The organism is Chryseobacterium sp. StRB126, from assembly GCF_000829375.1.
GTDB lineage: Bacteria > Bacteroidota > Bacteroidia > Flavobacteriales > Weeksellaceae > Chryseobacterium.
The window spans coordinates 5,352,401-5,374,153 of record NZ_AP014624.1 but is presented as its reverse complement, the minus strand read 5'-3'; the positions used below and the strand labels follow the sequence as shown (position 1 = coordinate 5,374,153).

Below are 21,753 nucleotides of genomic sequence, written 5' to 3'. Positions count from 1 at the left end.
GACAATGCCCTTCAAAAAAATAAATAATTACATATGCATAATCAAAAATTATTAATAGCAGACAGAACTTTTGAATCCAGATTGTTTTTAGGAACAGGAAAATTCGGAAGCCTTGAAGATATGGCAGCCTCTGTGGTGGCCTCAGAATCCAATATGGTTACGATGGCTTTGAAGAGAATTGATGCTCAGTCAGCCGAAGATGATTTACTAGATTCATTAAAAGGAACGAATGTTCATCTTTTACCCAATACTTCAGGAGCAAGAACAGCTAAAGAAGCAGTGTTGGCAGCACAGTTAGCCAGAGAAGCATTGGAAACCAACTGGGTAAAACTGGAAATTCATCCGGATCCTAAATATCTATTACCAGATCCTATAGAAACATTGTATGCCACTGAAGAATTGGCCAAATTAGGTTTTGTAGTGATGCCTTATATTCACGCTGATCCGGTTTTATGCAAACGGCTTGAAGATGCAGGAACTGCTGTGGTAATGCCCTTAGGAGCGCCGATCGGAACCAACAAAGGTTTGAGAACACTGGATTTCTTAGAAATTATCATTAGCCAAAGTAAGGTTCCTGTTGTTGTAGATGCGGGAATTGGCGCACCGTCAGATGCTGCAAAAGCAATGGAAATGGGAGCAGATGCGGTTTTGGTTAATACTGCTATTGCTGTTGCCAGAAATCCGGTGAATATGGCTGTTGCTTTTAAAGAGGGCGTTATTGCCGGAAGAAGAGCCTTTGAATCTGGTTTGGGAGCTATAGCCAATCATGCAGAAGCATCAAGCCCGTTAACTTCGTTTTTGTTTGAATAAAAATAAGAATCATGAATAGTTTTAAGGAGGTTTTCGAACAGTATCAATGGGATGAAGTAAAAACCAGACTTGAAAAAGTAACGATTTCCGAGGTTCGGAACAGTCTCCAGAAAAGAAAGAGAACACTGGATGATTTTCTGAACCTGCTTTCGCCAGTAGCTTCACAGGAATTGGAACTCATGGCGAATATGACAAGAACTCTTACCCAGAAGCGTTTTGGGAAGACCATTCAGCTGTATGCGCCTTTGTATTTGAGTAATGAATGTCAGAATATCTGTACATATTGTGGATTCAGTCTGGATAATAATCTTAGGAGAAAAACACTCACTGATGCAGAACTGATGATAGAAGTTTCAGTATTAAAGTCAATGGGAGTCAACCATGTTCTTTTGGTAAGTGGAGAAGCTAATAAAATTGTAGGTGTTCCTTATTTTCAGAATGCAGTTCGTTTGCTGAAGTCTCATTTTTCCAATATTTCTATTGAGGTACAGCCTTTAGAGGAGGCTGAGTATAAGCTTCTTCATGAGGAGGGAGTTCATTCAGTGTTGGTATATCAGGAAACCTATCATCAGGAGGTCTATAAAGAATATCATCCGAAAGGTAAAAAATCCAATTTCCATTTTCGCTTAGATACACCTGATAGAATTGGACGGGCTGGAATTCATAAAATGGGACTTGGAGTGCTGCTTGGGTTAGAAGATTGGCGTGTAGACAGCTTTTTCAACGCCCTTCACATCGATTATTTACAGAAGCAATATTGGAAAAGTAAATTTTCAGTGTCTTTTCCAAGGTTAAGACCGGCAGAAGGAATTATTGAGCCTAATTTTATCATGGAAGATAAAGACTTGCTGCAACTGATCTGTGCTTACAGAATCTGGAATGAAGATCTCGAAGTATCAATCTCCACAAGAGAAAATGAAACTTTCAGAAATCATATTGTAGCATTGGGTGCTACTACCATGAGTGCAGGTTCAAAAACTAATCCTGGTGGATATGCGGTGGACAAGGAATCTCTGAAACAATTTGAAACCAGTGATGAAAGAAGCATGGAGGAAATTAAAGATATGATTAAAAAATCAGGATATGATCCGGTGATGAAGGATTGGGATTCTGTTTATAGTGGATTTTAAATGTTCAATATGCAACAAGAAGATCTTTTTAAAAGATACAGCCGCCAGATCTTTATGGATGAAATAGGATTAGAGGGGCAAAAGAAAATAATGGCTTCAAAAATTCTTGTTATAGGAGCCGGCGGACTTGGAAGTCCGGTGATTCAATATCTGGCAGCGGCAGGAGTTGGAACTATAGGTATTGCAGATTTTGATCAGGTGGAACTTCATAATCTTAACCGCCAGATTATTCATACCGAAAATGAAGTAGGAGCATTGAAGATCAGGAGTGCTGAGAAGTTTGTGAAGAATCTTAACCGTCAGGTAAAAGTAAAAGGAATCGAACAAAAGATTGGTGCTGCCAATGTCTCAGAAATACTTTCTCAATATGACATTATTGTAGATGGCTCCGACAATTTCCTAACAAGATATCTGGTGAATGATACTTGTGTCGCAATGGATAAAACATTGGTTTATGGAAGTATTTTAGGATTTTCCGGACAGGTAGCCGTGTTCAATCATCACGGAAGCAAAAATCTACGGGATATTTTTCCTGAACCTCCTTTTGATGAAGAATTGCCGGATTGTGATAGTCTTGGAGTTTTGGGTGCTTTACCAGGGATTGTAGGAAGTATGATGGCTCTTCAAACCCTAAAAATAATTACAGATCTTCCTGTAAATATCAATCAGTTAACTTTGATTGATACACTGAATTGGAGATTTCAGACCTTAGATTTCTAGAATGAACTATATTTTTGTTTCTCGCAAATCACACAGATTTCGCAGATCTTAGTGTAAGAATATTATTATTTGATAAAGAAAAAATCTGTACTATCCGAATAATCTGCATGAGATATAACTTCAGTATTATAAAATGAATAGAAATAAAAATGAGGCAGTAATCTATCACTGCCTCATTTTTGGTTATTAATCATTTAAATCTATTGCTGTCCTTGCTGCATAACGCCGCCGTTATCCTCTTTCTTGGTTTGATTCAGGATGTTTGGATCCTCTTTCGCCAATTTGTTTCTCGTTGGAATTTTATAATTGATGGAAATTCCAAAGTTTCTTGAATCATATTTCGTTCTGAGCATTACACTTTCTCCTGATGGTGGATTGGAACGTACCTGCATGATCTGGCCATTGAAAATATCATTCGCAAAAACTGAGACTGTAAGACGATTGTTCATAAACTTTTTCGTCAGGGTAATATCTAAATTATTGCTAAATGGCTTCTCTGCAGTGAAGTAAAAATATCCTGCTTTTGGTGTCAGATAGCTGTAATTCGCTGTCAGTTTAATATCTTTTGGAAGAATCAACTGGGTCATCAGGTTAAGAATCCAGAATCCTTTATTGTTGAGGTTATCAATCTCATGTTTCTGATACCCTGCATAAATGTACATGAAATTCATTTTGTCAGGATTGAAGTTCGATTTCATAATCTCACCTATGGACTTGGTGAAAATCTGGAATGGAACAGGAAGCCCAACATTGAAATTATGAATTTTCATATTAGAGATATTAATCTGCTCATTGTAAAGATTTCTACCATCTTTTCTAATGATCTGTGCTACCTGATTGCTGGCTGAACTTACACTGTATCCGATGAATGCATAATCAAAAGCTGAAATTTTCAACTCATAGTTATCAAAGATGGTAGGCTGAAGATTGGCATTACCTGTAATTTGAGTATTCGGACCGCCAAATGTGGTATTATTCGGGTTTAGGGCAGAAATACTTGGTAAGGTGATCTTTTTATTATAATTCGCAGCCACATATACCTGGTTCATCAGGTTGTACTGTATGCTGGCATTCGGAAAGAATTTAAACTTATCAAATGGAAGCAAATCATCCTGAACAAGCTTTCCATCTTTATCAAAATATCTAGTGATTCCTGAAATGTCATAGTTTTCAAAACGTGATCCCAAAGTGAAGTCAAACTTTTTCAATTTAGCCTGAAATTCAAGGTAAGTGGAAGCAGTCTGTCTTTGGTATTCAAGGTTTTTTAATCCCTTACTTTCCGTATCATAATCCTGTCTTTCATATAATCCTCCGGCACTCACTTTTCCTCCATCAAGAAGCTTGATAGGTTGTGAATAATCAACTTTGAAGTTGGCGATTCTCATATCAGAATTATTACTTAACACATTTCCCAGAGTCGTTGTTGGCAGGCGTTGTTCAGGCAGAGTAGAAGTTTTTTCAAAAGTCTTGTCAAAGAATATATTATCCTGTCCAAATTTAGTGTAGGCTTTTGTATATCCAAACTGGAAATCTAATTTCTGAGATTTATCAGAGAAGCGTTTCTGATAGGTTACCACAGCTTCCTGCCTTACTGTATTAGTTCTTGCAGCATCTGAAGATCCGAAAGTATAGTCTCTGATATAAATTTTATTAGGTGAATTCTCATCGTAGGTTCTGTCACCTTTACCATTACTTAAAGTATAATTATCATTGTTATTGTGATAAATATCGTAGTTCAGCAATAATCTGTCCTGTCCAAGATCAAAAGTTACTCCTGCCTTAGCAAAATAAGTACGGGCAAATCGATCCGTATTACCGTTCAATAAGTCATCCTGCTGTGTATTCATCATACTTTCACGATAATTTTGTCCCACATTAAGCTGCCATCCAAAATATTTATTTCTGGCATTTAAATTAATGGAATTGGTGGTTCTGCTTCTGTATTTATCGTAATTGGTGAAGGTGTAATTTCCAGAATATGTGGCGCTTAGGTATTTGTTGGCGTTTTTATTCGTAATAATATTCATCACAGCACCTCCTGATGTAGCTGGAAATTCTGCTCCGGGCTGCGTAACGACTTCAATTCTCTCTACAGAATTGGCCGGCATGCTTTCAAGAAAAGAATTTAATTCATTGGAGGTAATGTTTAAAGGTCTTCCATTAAGGTATACATCCAGCATCTTTCCCTGATACATCATTCCCGCAATATCTGTGGCTACAAGCCCCGGAAGCTTTTTAATTCCTTCTAAAACGTTCCCGTTATTAAGCTGGGGTTGTTCAGAAAAATCAAAAATGGTACGGTCTGCTTTTTGTTCAACGGCTTTTTTAGTTTTAGTAATGACAATGCCGTCAATTTGTTTCTCTTTATTGCTGTTATTGGCTTTTTCCTGCGCAAATGCGAACACTGAGCTTACCAGTGATATCGCAAATAGAGTTTTTTTCATAATGTTTTTACTACTATCCGGTTAGACGCTAAAAAAGAAACTTTGTTACAGGTATTTAGATAATTTTATTTATTTCAGAACAGAATACCTCGCTGCTTTGCCATGAAAGGTATTTTTAGAGTATCTGGAAAACAATAATAAGCATTTAAGTGTATTTGTATGCAAGATTTATGAATTTGAAACTGGAGCCGGAAGTTATAAAGACCCTAAAATGGTTGTGTTTTTATCCTTTTTTAAAGGTAGTTTTATGGTCATAATCAGTCGTTGTATGACTAAAATTAACTTCCAGCTTTTTTCCAGCTTCCCCTTTCTAACTTCTCTGTTAATTACAAATTCTTATGGTTATTAGTTTTTGTATAGAGAAGGTTAAAAGTTTTTTAGTTATTGAGCTCTTTGTTTTTCTTCAAAATTCACAGCTCTTGTGTTGGATTTTACTTTCTGATTTCCAAAATTATAAGTCACGCTTACACTCAGCCTTCTGGCATCCCAATAATTATTAAATGACTGAGTGTTATCGGCATAATAAGCATCACCTACAAATCTGCCCTGTTTAAAGATGTCCGTTACGGAAAGATTAACCTGTAATGCTTTTTGCATTAAATTCATTTTTATCCCGGCATCCAGGCTTCCCATGTTCTTTTGATACGTATTTCCATCTCTGGCTGGTAATGTTTCCCAATAGTTTACGAATAAGAAAAATGTTTTAGCCTTATTAAGCTGAAAAGTATTTTTCAAAGAATAATAAAATGACTGCCCGCTCTTTGGGATAAGGTTAAACTTCGTAATCTGCGTTTCATTATAACTAAATGAAGTAGAGATATTACTTTCCCAGAATTTAAAAAATGTGTCTGTGTAATTGACATTAATCCCATAAGTATCCTGATTGTAATAATTATAATAGCTGCTGGTAACAGATAGGTCATCAAGAAATAAGATTTGGCCATAATTATTGGTTGTTCTCTGATAATAAAGATTGGCAGAAAACTTATTTTTAAAAATATAATTAAACTCAATATTATCATTAAAAGAAGGCTGTAATTCAGGATTTCCGGAATAATAACTGCGTGGGTTAGAATACCATCTGAATGGATTCAAAGCATGGAAACCTGGGCGGTTAATCCTTCTGGAATAGTTAAGACTGAATTGGTTACTGCTATTGGCTTTATAAGAGATATAAGCAGTAGGAAATAATTTTCCATAATTGTTTTCAGTCTTTGACAGTGTAGTAGGAGAGAAACTGTTTGTCTGAACATACTCATAGCGGATTCCGGCCTTAGCTGACCACTTTTCACCAAAATCTTTACTGACGCTGATATAGGCCGCATAGTTCTTTTCATTATATTTAAACTGATTGGTTTTACCCAAATCAATTTCATACCTATCATTTTTAAGATCAAAATATTCAATATTGGAATTGTTGGAGAACTGGCTGTATTTTGCCCCTGTTTCCACCTGAAGTTTTTTGAAATTTAAGGTAAGATCTGCCTGTGCGGACGAGATCTTATAGTCTACGGCAGAAAGATTTCGAACTGTTTCCTTAGAATAATCCGAAAGATCTGTGGTGATAAAGTTAACCTGAGTATCCGGAACATTTCCATAATAATTATATCCTAGGCTTAATTTATGATCTCCAAATTTATGATCGAAATAAGTATTCAACATTTGTGTGGTAAAAGGGGAGCGGTGTTTAGAATCCGTCTCCGTCAATAAAGTTGGTATATTTCCAGTGAAATAATTTTGAATGGAGTAGATATCCATATCAATATTTCCTTTTGTAATATCATAAATGACCCCAACAGTAGATTTGTCAGAAAGAGAATAATCAACATTGGCATTAAACCCCAGTCCATTATAGATGTCCTTTCTTTCATCTCTGCTGAAAGACGATTCTTTTCCTACGATCTGATAATTTTCTACAGAACGTTTTGCTGTATCAAATCCCTGAAGTTTTACCGTAGCCTTTATCTTTTTGTCCTGATAGTTAATCCCTGTTGCTCCTCCAAAGCTGCCGTAAGTTCTTTGAGTATAATATGTATTTAAATAGCCGCTCCAACCAAGATCTATATTCTTCTTTAATACAATATTGATAATTCCACTGTTTCCCTGAGCCTCATATTTTGCCGGCGGAGTGGTAATTACCTCAATTTTCAGAATGTTTTCTGAACGAAGGTTTCTTAAATAATTGATAAGCTCAGTACCAGAAAGGTTAAGCATTCGGTCATTCACCATCACAGAAACACCATTTTTCCCGGCAATAGAAACAGTTCCTTTGTCTTCATCTATTTTAAGCAATGGAGTGCTTGCCAATACTTCAGTTCCGCTGCTTCCGTTGGATAGCATAGAATTTTGAACATTGTAAACAAGACGGTCTACTTTACGCTCTACTAATGCTTTTTTACCATTTACGATTACCGTTTCAATAGTTTTTACAGGATTGGCAGAATCTTTTGCTTGTCCGGCTGCAAAAGAGCTTAATAAAGTGGCGATAAGAAGAATATGTTGTTTCATATGAGTATCAGGTTATGTTTTCGTTATTTTCTGAAGCAAAGGTATTATCCATGCCTTTTCCCTGAAATAGCCTTTAGATAAAGGGCGAATTTTATACTGTAAATTTATTTTCATCGATAAAATGAGCAGGTTTATCGAAAATCTGGCTTTTGATAGAGTGGATCAATTATTTTTGTGCTATGAAACCAAAACAACTGCTTTTTCTGCATATCTTTTATTGGGCTATGTTTTTAGTAGGGACAATCATAGTTCCTGCTTTTGTTTATAAGAAAGGATATATTGCATTTAAACTAACTTATCTTCTGACCAGTTTTGTGTGCTTTTATTTCAATTACTTTTTTATTGTTCCTAGGTTTTTTGATATCAAGAAATTGTATAAGGCTATTGCAGGTTTTTCTATTAGTGTAACCTGTTTTGTTGTAATTCGCTATTTTACAGAAGAGATCTTTCTTCCTCACTTTTTCGGGATCAGAAATTATCCTGAAGGAACAGAATTTGGATATTATTTTTTTGATAATATCTATAATAGTGTGACCTCCATCTTTATCAGTACGGTTTTCTGTTTATTTAAAATATATTCTTCGCTTGATGCAGAAAGACTTCAGCTGGTAGAAGAAAAGAAAAACGCAGAACTGAAAGCCTTAAAAACCCAGATTAATCCTCATTTTATCTTCAATACCTTAAATAATATTTATTCACTGGTTTATCAGAAGTCGGAGAAAGCTTTGCCTGCGATTGAAGAACTTGGACAATTATTGAGATACAGTACAAAAGACCTGGAAGAAGATTTTATTTCTTTGGATAAAGAGATTGGATATATTGATAGCCTGATTGAGCTGGAAAAGCTGAGACTTAGAAATCCGGAATTGATTCTTGTGAAAAAAAATATTAAGCATCCTCATCTGAATATTTCACCGATGCTTTTGGTACCATTTGTTGAAAATGCTTTTAAACACGGAGACCTGCGTGGTAAAGGATTTGAGCTGAAAATTTCCGACCAGAATAAAGTATTGCATTTTTACCTTTTAAACTTTAAAAAAGATAAGATGAAAGACTCCGTTTCCGGAATTGGTATTCAGAATGTGAAAAAAAGACTGGAAATATTATACCCTAAACATGAGTTGAGTATAAAAGATTCCGAAACAGAATTTATTGTAGATTTAAAAATTGATTTGAATGATGAATAAAATAAAATGTATCATCGTTGATGACGAACCTCTGGCCATTTCACTTCTTGAACAGTATGTACAGAAAATTCCATTTCTTGAACTGGTTTTTTCCACAGAAAATCCCATTGAGGCACTGGAATATATTCAAAATAAAGATTCAGATCTTATTTTTCTGGATATCCAGATGCCGGAACTTACAGGAATCAATTTCATGAAGATCGTGGGTTCTAAACAAAAATATATTTTAACAACAGCTTATTCAGAATATGCCCTGGAAGGGTATGAACATAATATTGTTGATTATCTTCTGAAACCAGTATCTTTTGGAAGATTTCTGAAAAGCGCTATGAAGGCTCAGGAACGATTTTCTTTTCAGGAAGTAGAATCCCATTTTTTTGTTAAATCTTCAGGACAGCAGCATCGAATCAACTTTAATGATATTCTTTATATTGAAAGTATTAAAGACTATGTGAATATCCGAACTGCCGGAGAAGAATATATTGTTCTTGATACCCTTAAATCTATGGAAAATCAGCTATCTGATAAGTTTGTAAGGATTCATAAGTCTTTTATCATTAATCTGGATAAAATCAAAAGTATTGGAGCGAAAAAGCTGATGGTATCAGAACAGGAAATTCCAATTGGAGATAGCTATAGATCTAATCTTTTAGATAGGTTGAAATAAAATAGGGGAGCAACTGAACCTATAAGGGTTAGTTTAGAAATATCTAGCCATCCACAATCTGCGTGAGAATAAATTTTAAAAATCTTATGCAGATTTCGGAGATTGAGCATTTTTTTTAGGTTTTGGCTAAAGCCAATCGATGATTTATTTTATGAAAAGCGGACTAAAGTCCGCTCCTATTGAATAGGTCATCACATTTTAATCGTAATACGGATGCATCATATACAGAAGGGTAAGAATAAAATAAAAAGCAGGCTTCCATAGAAGCCTGCTTTTATAATTAATCGATCTAACAATTAATTTTTATTTCTCTTGTTGTTTAATCAAGTTCAGTGCAGAACCAGCCTTAAACCAATCAATTTGTTGGTCGTTATACGTGTGGTTGGCCATGATGATGTCTTTAGTTCCGTCTTTGTGAACAAATTCTAAAGTCAATTGCTTTCCTGGAGCAAACTGGTCAAGATCTAAGAAGTTAACGGTGTCATCTTCCTGGATTTTATCATAATCAGCCTCATTAGCGAAAGTAATTCCCAGCATCCCTTGTTTTTTAAGGTTTGTTTCGTGAATTCTTGCGAATGATTTTACCAATACAGCTTTTACACCAAGGTGTCTAGGCTCCATGGCAGCATGCTCTCTTGAAGAACCTTCACCATAGTTTTGGTCTCCTACAACAATGGTTGGAACCCCTGCAGCCTTGTAAGCTCTTTGTACAGCAGGAACTTCTCCATATTCACCTGTTAATTCATTTTTAACGTGGTTGGTCTCCATATTGTAAGCATTTACAGCACCAATCAGCATATTGTTTGAAATATTGTCTAAATGACCTCTGTATTTCAACCATGGTCCAGCCATAGAAATGTGGTCAGTTGTACATTTTCCGAATGCTTTGATTAGTACCTTCGCTCTTGTAATATTTTTACCGTCCCAAGCCGGGAATTCTTCTAACAACTGAAGTCTGTCTGAAGTAGGGCTTACGTTTACCACAACGCTGGAACCATCTTCTGATGGAGCCTGATATCCGTTGTCATCTACAGCAAATCCTTTTGCAGGAAGTTCGAAACCTTTAGGCTCATTAAGTTTTACCTGTTCGCCAGCTTCGTTAGTTAAAGTATCAGTAATCGGGTTGAAGTCTAATCTACCAGAAATTGCCACAGCAGCTACCATTTCAGGAGAAGCTACAAATGCGTGGGTATTTGGGTTACCATCAGCTCTTTTCGCAAAGTTTCTGTTGAAAGAGTGAATAATAGAGTTTTTCTCCCCTTTTTCAGCTCCTTCTCTGTCCCATTGTCCAATACAAGGTCCACAAGCATTGGTAAAGATTCTGGCATTCTCAAATTTTCTGAATGAATCTAAAAAACCATCCCTTTCCGCTGTGAATTTCACCTGCTCAGAACCTGGGTTAATCCCTAAAATTGCTTTAGGTTTTACTCCTTTGGATACGGCATCTTCTACGATGGAAGCCGCTCTTGATAAATCTTCATAAGAAGAGTTGGTACAAGAACCGATAAGCGCCCACTCAACTTCCAATGGCCATCCGTTAGCTTCAGCTTTAGCTCTGAATTCAGCAACTGGAGTTGCTAAGTCTGGAGTGAAAGGTCCGTTTAAGTGTGGAGTAAGTTCAGTAAGGTTAATTTCAATTAATTGGTCAAAATATTGTTCTGGGTTTGCGTATACTTCAGCATCACCCGTTAAGTGTTCAGCAATTTTATCTGCTGCATCTACAACATCCTGTCTTCCTGTAGCAGAAAGATATCTTCTCATGGAGTCATCATATCCGAAAGTAGACGTTGTAGCTCCGATTTCAGCACCCATATTACAAATGGTACCTTTACCCGTTGCAGAAAGAGATTCTGCCCCTTCACCGAAATATTCTACGATACATCCTGTACCTCCTTTTACGGTAAGAATTCCTGCTACTTTTAAGATAACATCTTTAGCAGAAGTCCATCCATTCATTTTACCGGTTAATTTAACCCCGATAAGTTTAGGCATTTTAAGCTCCCAAGCCATTCCTGCCATTACATCTACTGCGTCAGCACCTCCTACACCAATAGCAACCATTCCTAGTCCGCCGGCGTTTACTGTGTGAGAGTCGGTTCCAATCATCATTCCTCCAGGGAAAGCGTAGTTTTCCAATACCACCTGGTGAATGATACCTGCTCCCGGCTTCCAGAATCCGATTCCGTATTTATCACATACAGAACTTAAGAAGTTGAATACCTCGGAGTTTTTGTTGATACCTTCCTGTAGATCTTTATCAGCACCTACCTTCGCCTGAATCAGGTGATCCGCGTGAGCTGTTGAAGGTACAGCTACTTTAGTTTTTCCAGCCTGCATGAACTGTAAAAGTGCCATTTGCGCTGTTGCATCCTGCATTGCTACTCTATCCGGTGCAAAATCTACATAAGAGTTTCCTCTTTCATATGCTTGTGTAGCATTTCCTTCCCAAAGGTGGGTGTAAAGAATTTTTTCTGAAAGGGTAAGAGGTTTTCCCACAATTTGTCTTGCCGCAGCAATTCTCTCTGGGTAACGCTCATACACCTTTTTGATCATATCAATATCAAAAGTCATATCGTATTTAGTTTTGTTCTTTGTCCGTTAATGTTTCTTTCTCTGATATTTTAAAAGAGAAAAATCGTTTTTTATACATCAAAAAATGTTCCTATAATCCATAAATAGGGCAGTTTTGATTCTAAAACCAAGAGATTTTATAACTTTCAATTTAAGAAAAAATAGATTCTATTTTCGCGATTTTCTCGGAAAAAAATCGTATTTAAGTTAAAATAGAACGATTCTAAACAAAAAATGGAAGATTTTAGATCCAAAAGGACTAAAATCTTCCATTGATATGATTTTCAATAGTCTTACGACTTATTGGTCTATGCTGTTAGTGAGCACTTGTACTTGTCAATTCCTTGATAGAAGGTACAAAAGTAGTAAGGTCAATACCTTCAACAGCTGCTTTGTATTCCTCAATACTTGGAATTCTTCCGATGATGGCAGAAAGAACAACAACCGGAGTTGAAGCTAATAAAGATTCTCCTTTTTTACGTTCAGAATCTTCTACCACTCTTCCTTGGAATAGACGCGTTGAAGTAGCCAATACCGTATCTCCTTTAGCTGCTTTTTCTTGGTTACCCATACAAAGGTTACATCCAGGACGCTCAAGGTACATTACATTTTCGTATTCTGTACGAGCTTCACCTTTTGGTGCATTGTCATTAAATTCAAAACCTGAATATTTTTCGAGTAATTCCCAGTCACCTTCAGCTTTTAACTCGTCAATGATGTTGTAAGTAGGAGCTGCTACTACAAGAGGAGCATTGAATTCTACTTTGCCTTTTTGTTTTTCAAGGTTTCTTAACATCTGAGAAACAATCTTAAGGTCTCCTTTGTGAACCATACAAGATCCAACGAAACCAAGATCTACTTTTTTCTCACCACCGTAGTAAGAAAGATCTCTGATGGTGTCGTGAGTATATCTTTTAGAAACATCATCGTTGTTTACATCCGGGTCAGCAATCATAGGTTCTACAATTACATCAAGATCTACAACAACTTCAGCGTAATATTTAGCGTTTGAATCTGGAGTAAGAGCAGGTTTTTCACCTGATCTGATCTCTTCAATTCTCTTATTAGCTTTGTCAATTAATCCCTGAAGAACTTTGTTATGGTTATCCATTCCTTTGTCAATCATAATCTGGATTCTGCCTTTAGCAATTTCCAATGATTCAATTAAGGTATTGTCTTCAGAAATGTTGATAGATGCTTTAGCCTTCATTTCAGCAGTCCAGTCTGTAAATGTGAATGCCTGATCCGCAGGAAGTGTTCCGATGTGAACCTCAATGATTCTTCCCTGGAATACATTCTCTCCTCCGAATTGCTTCAACATCTGAGCCTGAGTAGCATGAACCACATCACGGAAATCCATGTGAGGCTTCATTTCACCTTTGAAAGTTACTTTTACAGATTCTGGGATTGGCATAGATGCCTCACCTGTAGCTAATGCAAGAGCAACCGTTCCAGAGTCAGCTCCGAAAGCAACTCCTTTAGACATTCTTGTGTGAGAGTCACCACCAATGATGATCGCCCACTCGTCTACAGTGATATCGTTAAGAACTTTGTGAATAACGTCAGTCATAGAGTGGTATTCACCTTTCGGGTCACGAGCTGTGATCAAACCGAAATCGTTCATGAATTTCATTAGCTTAGGAATGTTCGCCTGAGCTTTTTTATCCCAAACTGAAGCGGTGTGACAACCTGATTGGTAAGCACCGTCAACAACTGGAGAAATTACAGTAGCAGCCATTGATTCAAGCTCCTGAGAAGTCATAAGACCTGTCGTATCCTGAGAACCAACAATGTTTACCTGTACACGAACATCAGAACCAGCATGTAATACTTTTCCTGGTGTAGTTCCTACAGCATTTCTGTTGAAGATTTTTTCAACTGCCGTAAGACCTTGTCCTTCGTGAGAAATTTCTTTTGATGGAGCAAAAACAGCCGGAGCTTCAACCCCTAAAGTCTGGGCAGCAAATGTCTGTAGCTTCTTACCGAATACGATGGCATAAGATCCTCCAGCCTTGATGAATTCCATCTTTTGTGGCGTGAAAGATTTCGTAAGGTCAATCAGTTCCTGATCTCCGTTATATAATTTCTTTTCTTTTGTATTGATCGTTAAAACAGTTCCTGTAGCTACTGAATAAGCTTCTTCAAGAACGATATCACCATTTTCATTACGAACTGGGTTTCCGTTTTCGTCTACTTTCTTCACCCAGTTCTTAAGGTCAACACCAATCCCTCCGGTAACGTCCACTGTGGTAAGGAAGATTGGAGAAATACCGTTTGTTCCTCCTACGATTGGAGCGATATTTACAAATGGTACATAAGGGCTCGCTTGTTTACCAGTCCATAAAGCCACATTGTTTACCCCTGACATTCTGGATGATCCTACACCCATTGTTCCTTTTTCAGCGATAAGCATAACGCTGGCATCAGGATGTTGTGCCTGTAAAGCTTTGATTTCTTCCTGAGCTTCAGGAGTAATCATACATTTACCGTGAAGTTCACGGTCTGATCTTGAGTGAGCCTGATTACCCGGAGAAAGTAAATCGGTAGAAATATCTCCTTCACCAGCAATATAAGTAACTACCTTGATTTCTTCAGCTACTTCAGGTAGCTTAGTGAAGAATTCAGCTTTTGCGTAGCTTTCTAAAATTTCTTTAGCGATTGCATTTCCGCTTTTGTAGGCCTCTTTTAGTCGGTTAGTGTCCGCTTCATAAAGGAAAACCTGAGTTTTAAGAACGTCTGCAGCTTGTTGAGCAATCGCCGTATCGTTACCTAAAGCTAGGTTTAATAATACTTCGATTGATTTACCTCCTTTCATGTGAGATAATAATTCGAAAGCAAAAGCTTGAGAGATTTCTTCTACTATGGATTCACCCAGAATGATCTCTTTTAAAAATTTAGCTTTTACACCAGCTGCGCTTGTTGTTCCCGGTAGGGTGTTGTAGATGAAAAATTTAAGAGAGTCCGTTCGATCTGCATTACCTGAATCTTTGATTTGTGCGATAATTTCGCTTAGTAATTCAGCACCATCAATTGGCTTTGGATGAAGCCCCTGGTTTTTTCTTTCTTCAATCTCTTTGATGTAATCCTTATAAATATTCATAATAGAAGGTCTTTCAATATTAAAGGTAGAGTATTTCGCTGCTTCTTTACTGGTCTGTATAATACAGTTAATGACATTTTGAGATCTCGCATGTGATGCAACATTAACCAAAGAAGGTCAGCATAATCTACGTTTTTTTAAAAGTTTTTTAAATGATTAAACAATTCAAAATGTTCCCCAAAATTACGAAATTTTACGATTTTATGAGAATGAAATTATTTAGATTCTTTATAAATATGAATTTGATAATTTCTATTTTTGGCCGTAATATTGCAGACAAATGGTGAATATGAAAAATATCCTGAATGTTTTGTGCGTTTTTATTTCGATTTCTGTTTTCTCTCAGACCAAATCGGTGAAGAAACCTGTGATTAAAAATGGGGCGAAAACTACCGTGAAGAAAGAGAGAAATGTCGTAGCCAAGCATAATCCGGATCTGGTCGTGATTAATAAAGACCTTCCCCTTCTGATTCCCAAAAAGAAAGGAGATAGTTTCGGGTATGTCAATCAAAACGGGAAATATATAATTCAGCCGGAGTATCATATTGCCGTATTCTTCTATGAAGACTGTAATCTGCTTAATTCTCCTAATGAAAAAGTGAGAAAATATGGGTCGAAAAATTATGCAACAGTAGAAAAGAACATGATTTCTTACCGTGTAGACCATTCAGGGAAAAGAGTATATCAGTTTAAAGATTCCGATCTTGGAAAATGTAAGTTTGAAGAGTACAAACAACAGCTTTTCCAGGCCTATGTTCTCAATGGCTTCTATGGAATCATTGAAAAATCAAAATTCGTTAACGCTGCAGATTATCGCCAATACCAGATCTATCCGCAATATCAGTATCTCTATATTATGGAAGGTGATGATGTTGCTGATCCGATGATTGTTGCTTCAAATAATGATAAATTTGGGGTTATTGATGTCAATAATAAAGTTATTATTCCTTTCGAATATTCCAATATTAAAAGAAACTTCAGCTGGAAGCTTGGGAAAATGTTCGAAGTGACCAAAGATGGACAAAACTATTATTACATTGATGCAAATAACAAAACATACTAAATTATAAGTGATGAATGATAGATGATAAATTATGATTGCTCATTACTTATGAGGTTTTATAACGTCTATTGAGTCATACACAACTTTATATTAATCTTAACATGCTCTGTCATTCTGAATGTAACGAAGTGAAATGAAGAATCTCATTTATAAAATAGATTCCTCCTTCGTCGGAAAGACAAGTGATAAATAGGTTTTATAACTCTAATTTTTTCATACCTCTAACACTTTAATAATAGTCTTGTAGGTAAGGAACCCTAACCTCGAATCCCAAATCCTTCATCTCATATATTTTTCGTAATTTTGCAGCTGAAATAAAGGGGTGCTTTAACAGGCTGAGATTATACCCACTGAACCTGGAACAGGTAATGCTGTTTAGGGACATCAACTCTACGGAGGGTTGAATTTGTATAATATCTTATCGATCCCCTTTTATTCATTAAATGTTAAAGATTTATAGAATGAAAGGATTATTTTTTTTAGGGCTTACTGTAGGCTCTGCAGCCTTTATTCAGGCTCAAAACACAGATTCTCTGAAGATCAGAGAGATAGAAGCGGTAAGCTTTACGAAAAGACTTCCTGTTGCTAAGGAAATTATCAATGTTCAGAAAGATTTAGACGGTAAAAATTTAGGACAGGATCTTCCTGTCCTCTTGAAAAATCAAACTTCAATCATTTCCACTTCAGATGCCGGAAATGGTGTAGGATATACAGGTTTTAGAATTCGTGGAGTTTCCGGAACGGCTATCAACGTGATGATGAACGGAGTTCCTTATAATGATTCTGAAAGCCAGGGGACCTTTTTTGTGAATGTTCCGGATTTGACGAGTTCTGCCTCCCAGATTGTGATTCAGAGAGGAGTAGGAACTTCCAATAACGGGGTTTCTGCCTTTGGTGCAAGTATCAATGTGATTTCAAAGGAACCGGAAGAGAAGTTTTATTTTAAAACCGATGATAGCTACGGTTCTTTCAATACCTATAAATATTCAGCTGAGGTAGGTTCCGGAAAATTCTGGAAAAATCGTCTTTCTGTAATGGGGAGATACACCAATATCCATTCGGATGGATATATAGACAGAGCTTCTTCTGATCTGCATTCTTACAACTTTACAGCTTTGTTTGAGGAAGGAAAAACCAAATTGCGTTTAATGGCTTTTGGGGGAAAAGAAAAAACCTATCAGGCATGGAACGGGATCAGCAGGGATACATGGGAGACAAACCCAAGATTCAACAATTCTGGTGCAATTAAGGATGCCAATGGGAATATTGCAGGTTTCTATGATAACGAAACAGATAATTACAGACAAAACCATTATCAGTTGCTTTGGGAACAGAAATTCAATGACCGATGGAGCCTTGAAACCACTTTCCATTATACAAAAGGAAAAGGATATTACGAAAATTACAAACAGGCAAGTTCTTTCTCGAAATATCATCTTCCTAACATTATTGAAGGCGGACAAACCATTACAAAATCTGATTTCATCAGAAAAAAATGGTTGGATAATGATTTCTACGGAGTAGTTTCTACCCTTTATGGGAAGTTTGAAAACCTGGATTTAAATTTTGGAGCTGTAGCCAATCAGTACTATGGAAAACATTTCGGAAATGTTACCGGCGTGTTCTATCCTCAGATCAATGAAAGTGAATACTACAGAAACCGTTCAATAAAGAATGAAGTCTCTGGTTTTGCAAAGGCTCTATACAGAATGGATAATTTTGAATTTTTTGGTGATTTACAGCTTAGAAGCATCAATTACAATACAAAGATCATTATGGCAGGAGATGATGATGGAGCTGATCTGGACAAAAGCTGGCTGTTCTTTAATCCAAAAGCGGGTGTGAATTATAAAATTAATGACGGGAAAATATTCCTGTCTTATGCGCATGCTCAAAGAGAACCTAACAGGGCTGATATTATGGCTAATAATGATGTGAAGCCTGAAAAACTTCATGATTTTGAAGCCGGATTTGAAAAACAATTTGGGTTTTTATCTTTAACGGCGAATATTTATTACATGTATTATGTTAATCAATTGGTTTTGAATGGTCAGCTTAACAGTGTTGGAGCGTTTATCAGAACCAATTCAGGGAAAAGTTACAGACGTGGAGTAGAGGTTGGCGCTTTGGCAAAACTTTCAAAGCAATGGGAAGTTTCCGGAAACCTAACTGTAAGCCAGAACCGAAATCAGGATTTTAATATAGAAGTTGGAAACTCTCCGGTAAGTTTGGGGAACACTCAAATCTCGTTTTCTCCAAATATGATTGCTAATTTAGGAGTAAGGTTTAATCCCAATAAAAATTTCCAGTTTGCTTTAATGAATCAATATGTTGGAAAACAATACTTGGATAACACGGAAGATAAGAACTTGGAGCTTAAAGACTACTTACTGACAGATTTTAATGCACAGTATCAGTTCAAGATTGGTCACAATGATATCGCTTTAAAACTATTGGTGAATAATCTGTTCAATAAAAAATACGTGAATAATGGCTCTGTTAATGAAGATGGCAGTCCATTATACTTTGCGCAGGCAGGAACGAATTTTATGTTTGGAATCAGTTGGAAAATTCAATAACGGAAAAGAAAGTAAAGACTGTAAATAAGTGAATTGCAAATTTATCTTAAAAAAGATTAGGGATAATGAACAGTGAACCTATTTTAATATGAAATACTCAAAAGGCTGCTTCGGCGGTCTTTTTTATATCCGTTAAATATCTTCAAAAAGTCATGAAAAAGTTATAAATTTGCCACCAAATGAATATTTCAGCATACATTTTAGAATATTTAAAACAATATGGAACTGTCACGGTTCCAGGCTTTGGAGTGTTTTCTCTTAAAAATTCTAAAGCGATTATCAATTCCGAAAACGGAAGTATCCTGCCTCCTGCAAGTCAGATTGAATTTACAATTGACTATGAAGTACAGGCTGAAGATCTTACTGTTTTTATTGCTAAAGAAAAGCAGATGTCTGTAGAAGCTTCCAGAAGTGATCTGAAGATACAGACTGATTTCTGGAAGAAAAAGCTTCAGGCAGAACAGGTTCTTGAAATTCAAAATCTGGGAACGATCTTTATTGAAGAAGGACATACTCATTTCAAAGGGAAAAGAGTGGAAGCAGGGCGTCCGGATTTTTTCGGATTGGAAGAGATCAGATTCTCCGATATTAATAATGGAGAGAAAGTAAGTACTTCAGAGAACCGTGAAAAAGATTATAAGTTCAAGAAGACCATTCTTTGGTTTTTCCTGTTGATCATTCCGATTCTCGGTATCTTATACTTTGCATTTACCCAAAAAGAACTGCTCTTCGGAAAGAAATCCTTTAATAAAGTGTCTGTACAGACTTCTACCCACCGAATTGTAAAAGACACGGTGAAAGTAATGGTACATGCTACTGAAACTCCGATTTCAGATTCCCTGAAGAAAGATTCATTGGTAAAACCTGCCGGAAAAACAACTAAAACAGTTCCGGCTGCTCCAAAAAACACTAAGAATAAATGGCAAAAATAAAAACGGCGTCAGAATCCCTGACTATTATGACCAATATCGTTCTTCCGAACGAAACTAACTCTCTAAGAAACCTTTTTGGTGGTGAACTTTTAGCAAAAATGGACAGATGTGCTTCCATTTCTGCAGCAAGACACTGTGAAAGAAGAGTCGTAACAGCATCTGTGAACCACGTTTCATTCAATCATCCGATTCCTGAAGGTGGAGTTGTAGTGCTGGAATCTAAAGTTTCCAGAGCATTCTCAACTTCTATGGAGGTGTATGTGGATGTGTGGTCTGATGATCCTATCAATCAGAAAAAAATTCATACCAATTCTGGAATCTATACTTTCGTTGCGGTAGATGAATTTAACCGCCCGATTCCAATTCCTGATATGGTTCCGGAAACAGAAGAAGAAAAAGAAAGATATGCAGCAGCATTCCGCAGAAAAGAACTTTCTCTAATCCTTTCCGGAAGAATGAAACCTTTGGAATCTGTAGAGCTTAAGAAATTATTCCAGGAACCGGAGGAGCCACAAACCTCTAAGAAAGATAAAAAATAAAAAATATAAACACTAATAACACAAATGTTCGGCACAAATTTTCACAAATGATTTGTGCCGGATAAGATGAAAAAAATAATATAGTGGACATTTCAGAAAATGATATCTCAAGACTTGTTTACGAAGCAGGTTATCAGGTTCATGAAGTTTTAGGTCCGGGACTTTTGGAAAGTGCCTATGAAGAATGCCTATTCTATGAATTGAATAAACATGATATTCTTGTTGAAAGGCAAAAACCAATGCCATTGGTATATGAAGAAGTGAAGCTAGATGTTGGTTACAGGCTTGGTTTTTTGATTGAGAAAAAGTTTGTGTTAGAAATTAAATCTATAGAATCATTGAACGATATCCATTTGGCTCAAATACTTACCTATCTTAGATTAAGTAACTGTAGACTTGGAATGTTAATTAACTTTAACACGCTCCAGTTTAAAAACGGAGTGAAAAGAGTTATTAACGGCACTTTATAATTTGTGTTATTTGTGAAACTAATTCGTGTCATTTGTGTTTAAATTATGAAAATTCTCCTTTTAGATAAAAACCATCCTCTTATCACCGAGCAGCTTTTAGCCAAAAACTTTATATTGGAAGAAAACTTTACCTCTACTTATGATGAGCTTTGTGATAAAATTAAAAATTATGATGGTATCATTATAAGAAGCCGTATTCCTTTAGATAAGAACTTTCTTGAGCAGGCACACAATCTGAAATTCATTGCGAGAGTAGGAGCAGGAATGGAAAATATCGATATTCCTGTAGCTGAAAAATTAGGTATTCAACTAATCAACTCTCCGGAAGGAAACAGAGATTCAGTCGCAGAACATGTTGTTGGAATGCTGTTGGTACTGATGAACAGACTTTTCATTGCTTCTCAGGAAGTAAAGAACGGAATCTGGAAGCGTGAAGAAAACCGAGGTGATGAATTGCTTGGTAAAACCGTTGGATTAATCGGATACGGAAATATGGGGAAAGCTACAGCTAAAAGACTTTCTGGCTTTGGGTGCAAAGTAATCTTCCATGATATTCTTCCCGGGCTTTCTGATGAATTTGCCACCCAGGTTACTTTGGACGAACTGAAGCAGTCTGCAGAAGTGTTGAGTCTTCATATTCCTCTGACTTCTGAAACCCATTATCTTATTGATGAAGCATTCATGGCTGAGATGAAAAATAACTTCTATTTTGTGAATACAGCAAGAGGAAAAAATGTAAAAACTAAAAGTTTAGTAGAAGCATTGAAATCAGGGAAGGTAAAAGCTGCCTGTCTAGATGTATTGGAGTACGAGAAGTCTTCTTTTGAGCATCTGGAAACGGATAATGATGATTTGAAATATCTTTTAGAATCAGAAAAAGTTATAGTTACCCCTCATATTGGAGGCTGGACTCATCAGAGTAAAGAAAAACTTGCTCAGGTAATTGTAGATAAAATTGTGGAGAAATTTGCAAGGTAATTAATATCATCCCTACTGAATTTAATGATTGGTGTTAGAATATAGCTGCAAATCT

General features: G+C 36.4%; 15 protein-coding genes. 11 read left to right on the top strand and 4 right to left on the bottom strand.

The window, feature by feature from the left end; genetic code table 11:
* Positions 1–33 precede the first annotated feature (33 nt).
* The 3 genes from CHSO_RS24195 to CHSO_RS24185 are packed head-to-tail and all read left to right on the top strand — an operon-like array spanning position 34 to position 2,660.
* Entirely contained in the window at positions 34–810 is a 777-nt protein-coding gene (locus tag CHSO_RS24195; protein WP_045501384.1) for a thiazole synthase, read from the top strand.
* 11 nt (positions 811–821) lie between these two features.
* Positions 822–1,940 carry a 2-iminoacetate synthase ThiH gene (gene thiH / locus CHSO_RS24190; protein WP_045501383.1) on the top strand — a complete coding sequence of 373 codons (1,119 nt, stop codon included), beginning with the start codon at positions 822–824 and terminating at the stop codon, positions 1,938–1,940.
* A gap of 9 nt (positions 1,941–1,949) precedes the next feature.
* Positions 1,950–2,660 carry a HesA/MoeB/ThiF family protein gene (locus CHSO_RS24185; RefSeq protein WP_045503358.1) on the top strand — a complete coding sequence of 237 codons (711 nt, stop codon included), beginning with the start codon at positions 1,950–1,952 and terminating at the stop codon, positions 2,658–2,660.
* A 200-nt stretch (positions 2,661–2,860) separates the two neighbouring features.
* On the opposite strand, the gene CHSO_RS24180 is transcribed toward CHSO_RS24185, so the two are convergent.
* Positions 2,861–5,104: a TonB-dependent receptor domain-containing protein gene (locus CHSO_RS24180; RefSeq protein ID WP_045501381.1), complete on the bottom strand. Its 2,244-nt coding sequence runs from the start codon at positions 5,102–5,104 to the stop codon at positions 2,861–2,863.
* Between the two features lie 381 nt (positions 5,105–5,485).
* A complete protein-coding gene (locus CHSO_RS24175) occupies positions 5,486–7,612 on the bottom strand; it encodes an outer membrane beta-barrel family protein (protein WP_045501379.1) in 2,127 nt (708 codons plus the stop codon).
* Between the two features lie 179 nt (positions 7,613–7,791).
* On the opposite strand from CHSO_RS24175, the gene CHSO_RS24170 reads away from it, so the two are divergent.
* Positions 7,792–8,799 carry a sensor histidine kinase gene (locus CHSO_RS24170; protein WP_045501377.1) on the top strand — a complete coding sequence of 336 codons (1,008 nt, stop codon included), beginning with the start codon at positions 7,792–7,794 and terminating at the stop codon, positions 8,797–8,799.
* A complete protein-coding gene (locus CHSO_RS24165; RefSeq protein WP_232509127.1) occupies positions 8,789–9,466 on the top strand; it encodes a LytR/AlgR family response regulator transcription factor in 678 nt (225 codons plus the stop codon). Before CHSO_RS24170 ends, CHSO_RS24165 begins: the two co-directional genes overlap by 11 nt.
* Before the next feature lie 303 nt (positions 9,467–9,769).
* Here CHSO_RS24165 and CHSO_RS24160 read toward each other — a convergent pair whose 3' ends face one another.
* Positions 9,770–12,037 carry an aconitate hydratase gene (locus CHSO_RS24160; RefSeq protein WP_045501373.1) on the bottom strand — a complete coding sequence of 756 codons (2,268 nt, stop codon included), beginning with the start codon at positions 12,035–12,037 and terminating at the stop codon, positions 9,770–9,772.
* 316 nt (positions 12,038–12,353) lie between these two features.
* Positions 12,354–15,137, bottom strand: coding sequence for a bifunctional aconitate hydratase 2/2-methylisocitrate dehydratase (locus CHSO_RS24155; RefSeq protein WP_045503355.1), 2,784 nt, complete (start codon positions 15,135–15,137; stop codon positions 12,354–12,356).
* A gap of 289 nt (positions 15,138–15,426) precedes the next feature.
* On the opposite strand from CHSO_RS24155, the gene CHSO_RS24150 reads away from it, so the two are divergent.
* From CHSO_RS24150 to CHSO_RS24125, 6 genes are all read left to right on the top strand, one after another.
* Positions 15,427–16,200 carry a WG repeat-containing protein gene (locus CHSO_RS24150; protein WP_232509126.1) on the top strand — a complete coding sequence of 258 codons (774 nt, stop codon included), beginning with the start codon at positions 15,427–15,429 and terminating at the stop codon, positions 16,198–16,200.
* Between the two features lie 461 nt (positions 16,201–16,661).
* Positions 16,662–18,779 carry a TonB-dependent receptor gene (locus CHSO_RS24145; protein ID WP_045503349.1) on the top strand — a complete coding sequence of 706 codons (2,118 nt, stop codon included), beginning with the start codon at positions 16,662–16,664 and terminating at the stop codon, positions 18,777–18,779.
* A gap of 179 nt (positions 18,780–18,958) precedes the next feature.
* Positions 18,959–19,711 (top strand): hypothetical protein, encoded by a 753-nt coding sequence (locus CHSO_RS24140; RefSeq protein WP_045501372.1) that lies wholly within the window; start codon positions 18,959–18,961, stop codon positions 19,709–19,711.
* Positions 19,699–20,250 carry an acyl-CoA thioesterase gene (locus CHSO_RS24135; protein ID WP_045501370.1) on the top strand — a complete coding sequence of 184 codons (552 nt, stop codon included), beginning with the start codon at positions 19,699–19,701 and terminating at the stop codon, positions 20,248–20,250. Before CHSO_RS24140 ends, CHSO_RS24135 begins: the two co-directional genes overlap by 13 nt.
* 83 nt (positions 20,251–20,333) lie before the next feature.
* Positions 20,334–20,720, top strand: coding sequence for a GxxExxY protein (locus CHSO_RS24130; protein ID WP_316932460.1), 387 nt, complete (start codon positions 20,334–20,336; stop codon positions 20,718–20,720).
* Positions 20,721–20,765: 45 nt separating this feature from the next.
* Entirely contained in the window at positions 20,766–21,698 is a 933-nt protein-coding gene (locus tag CHSO_RS24125) for a 2-hydroxyacid dehydrogenase (RefSeq protein ID WP_045501368.1), read from the top strand.
* Positions 21,699–21,753 lie beyond the last annotated feature (55 nt).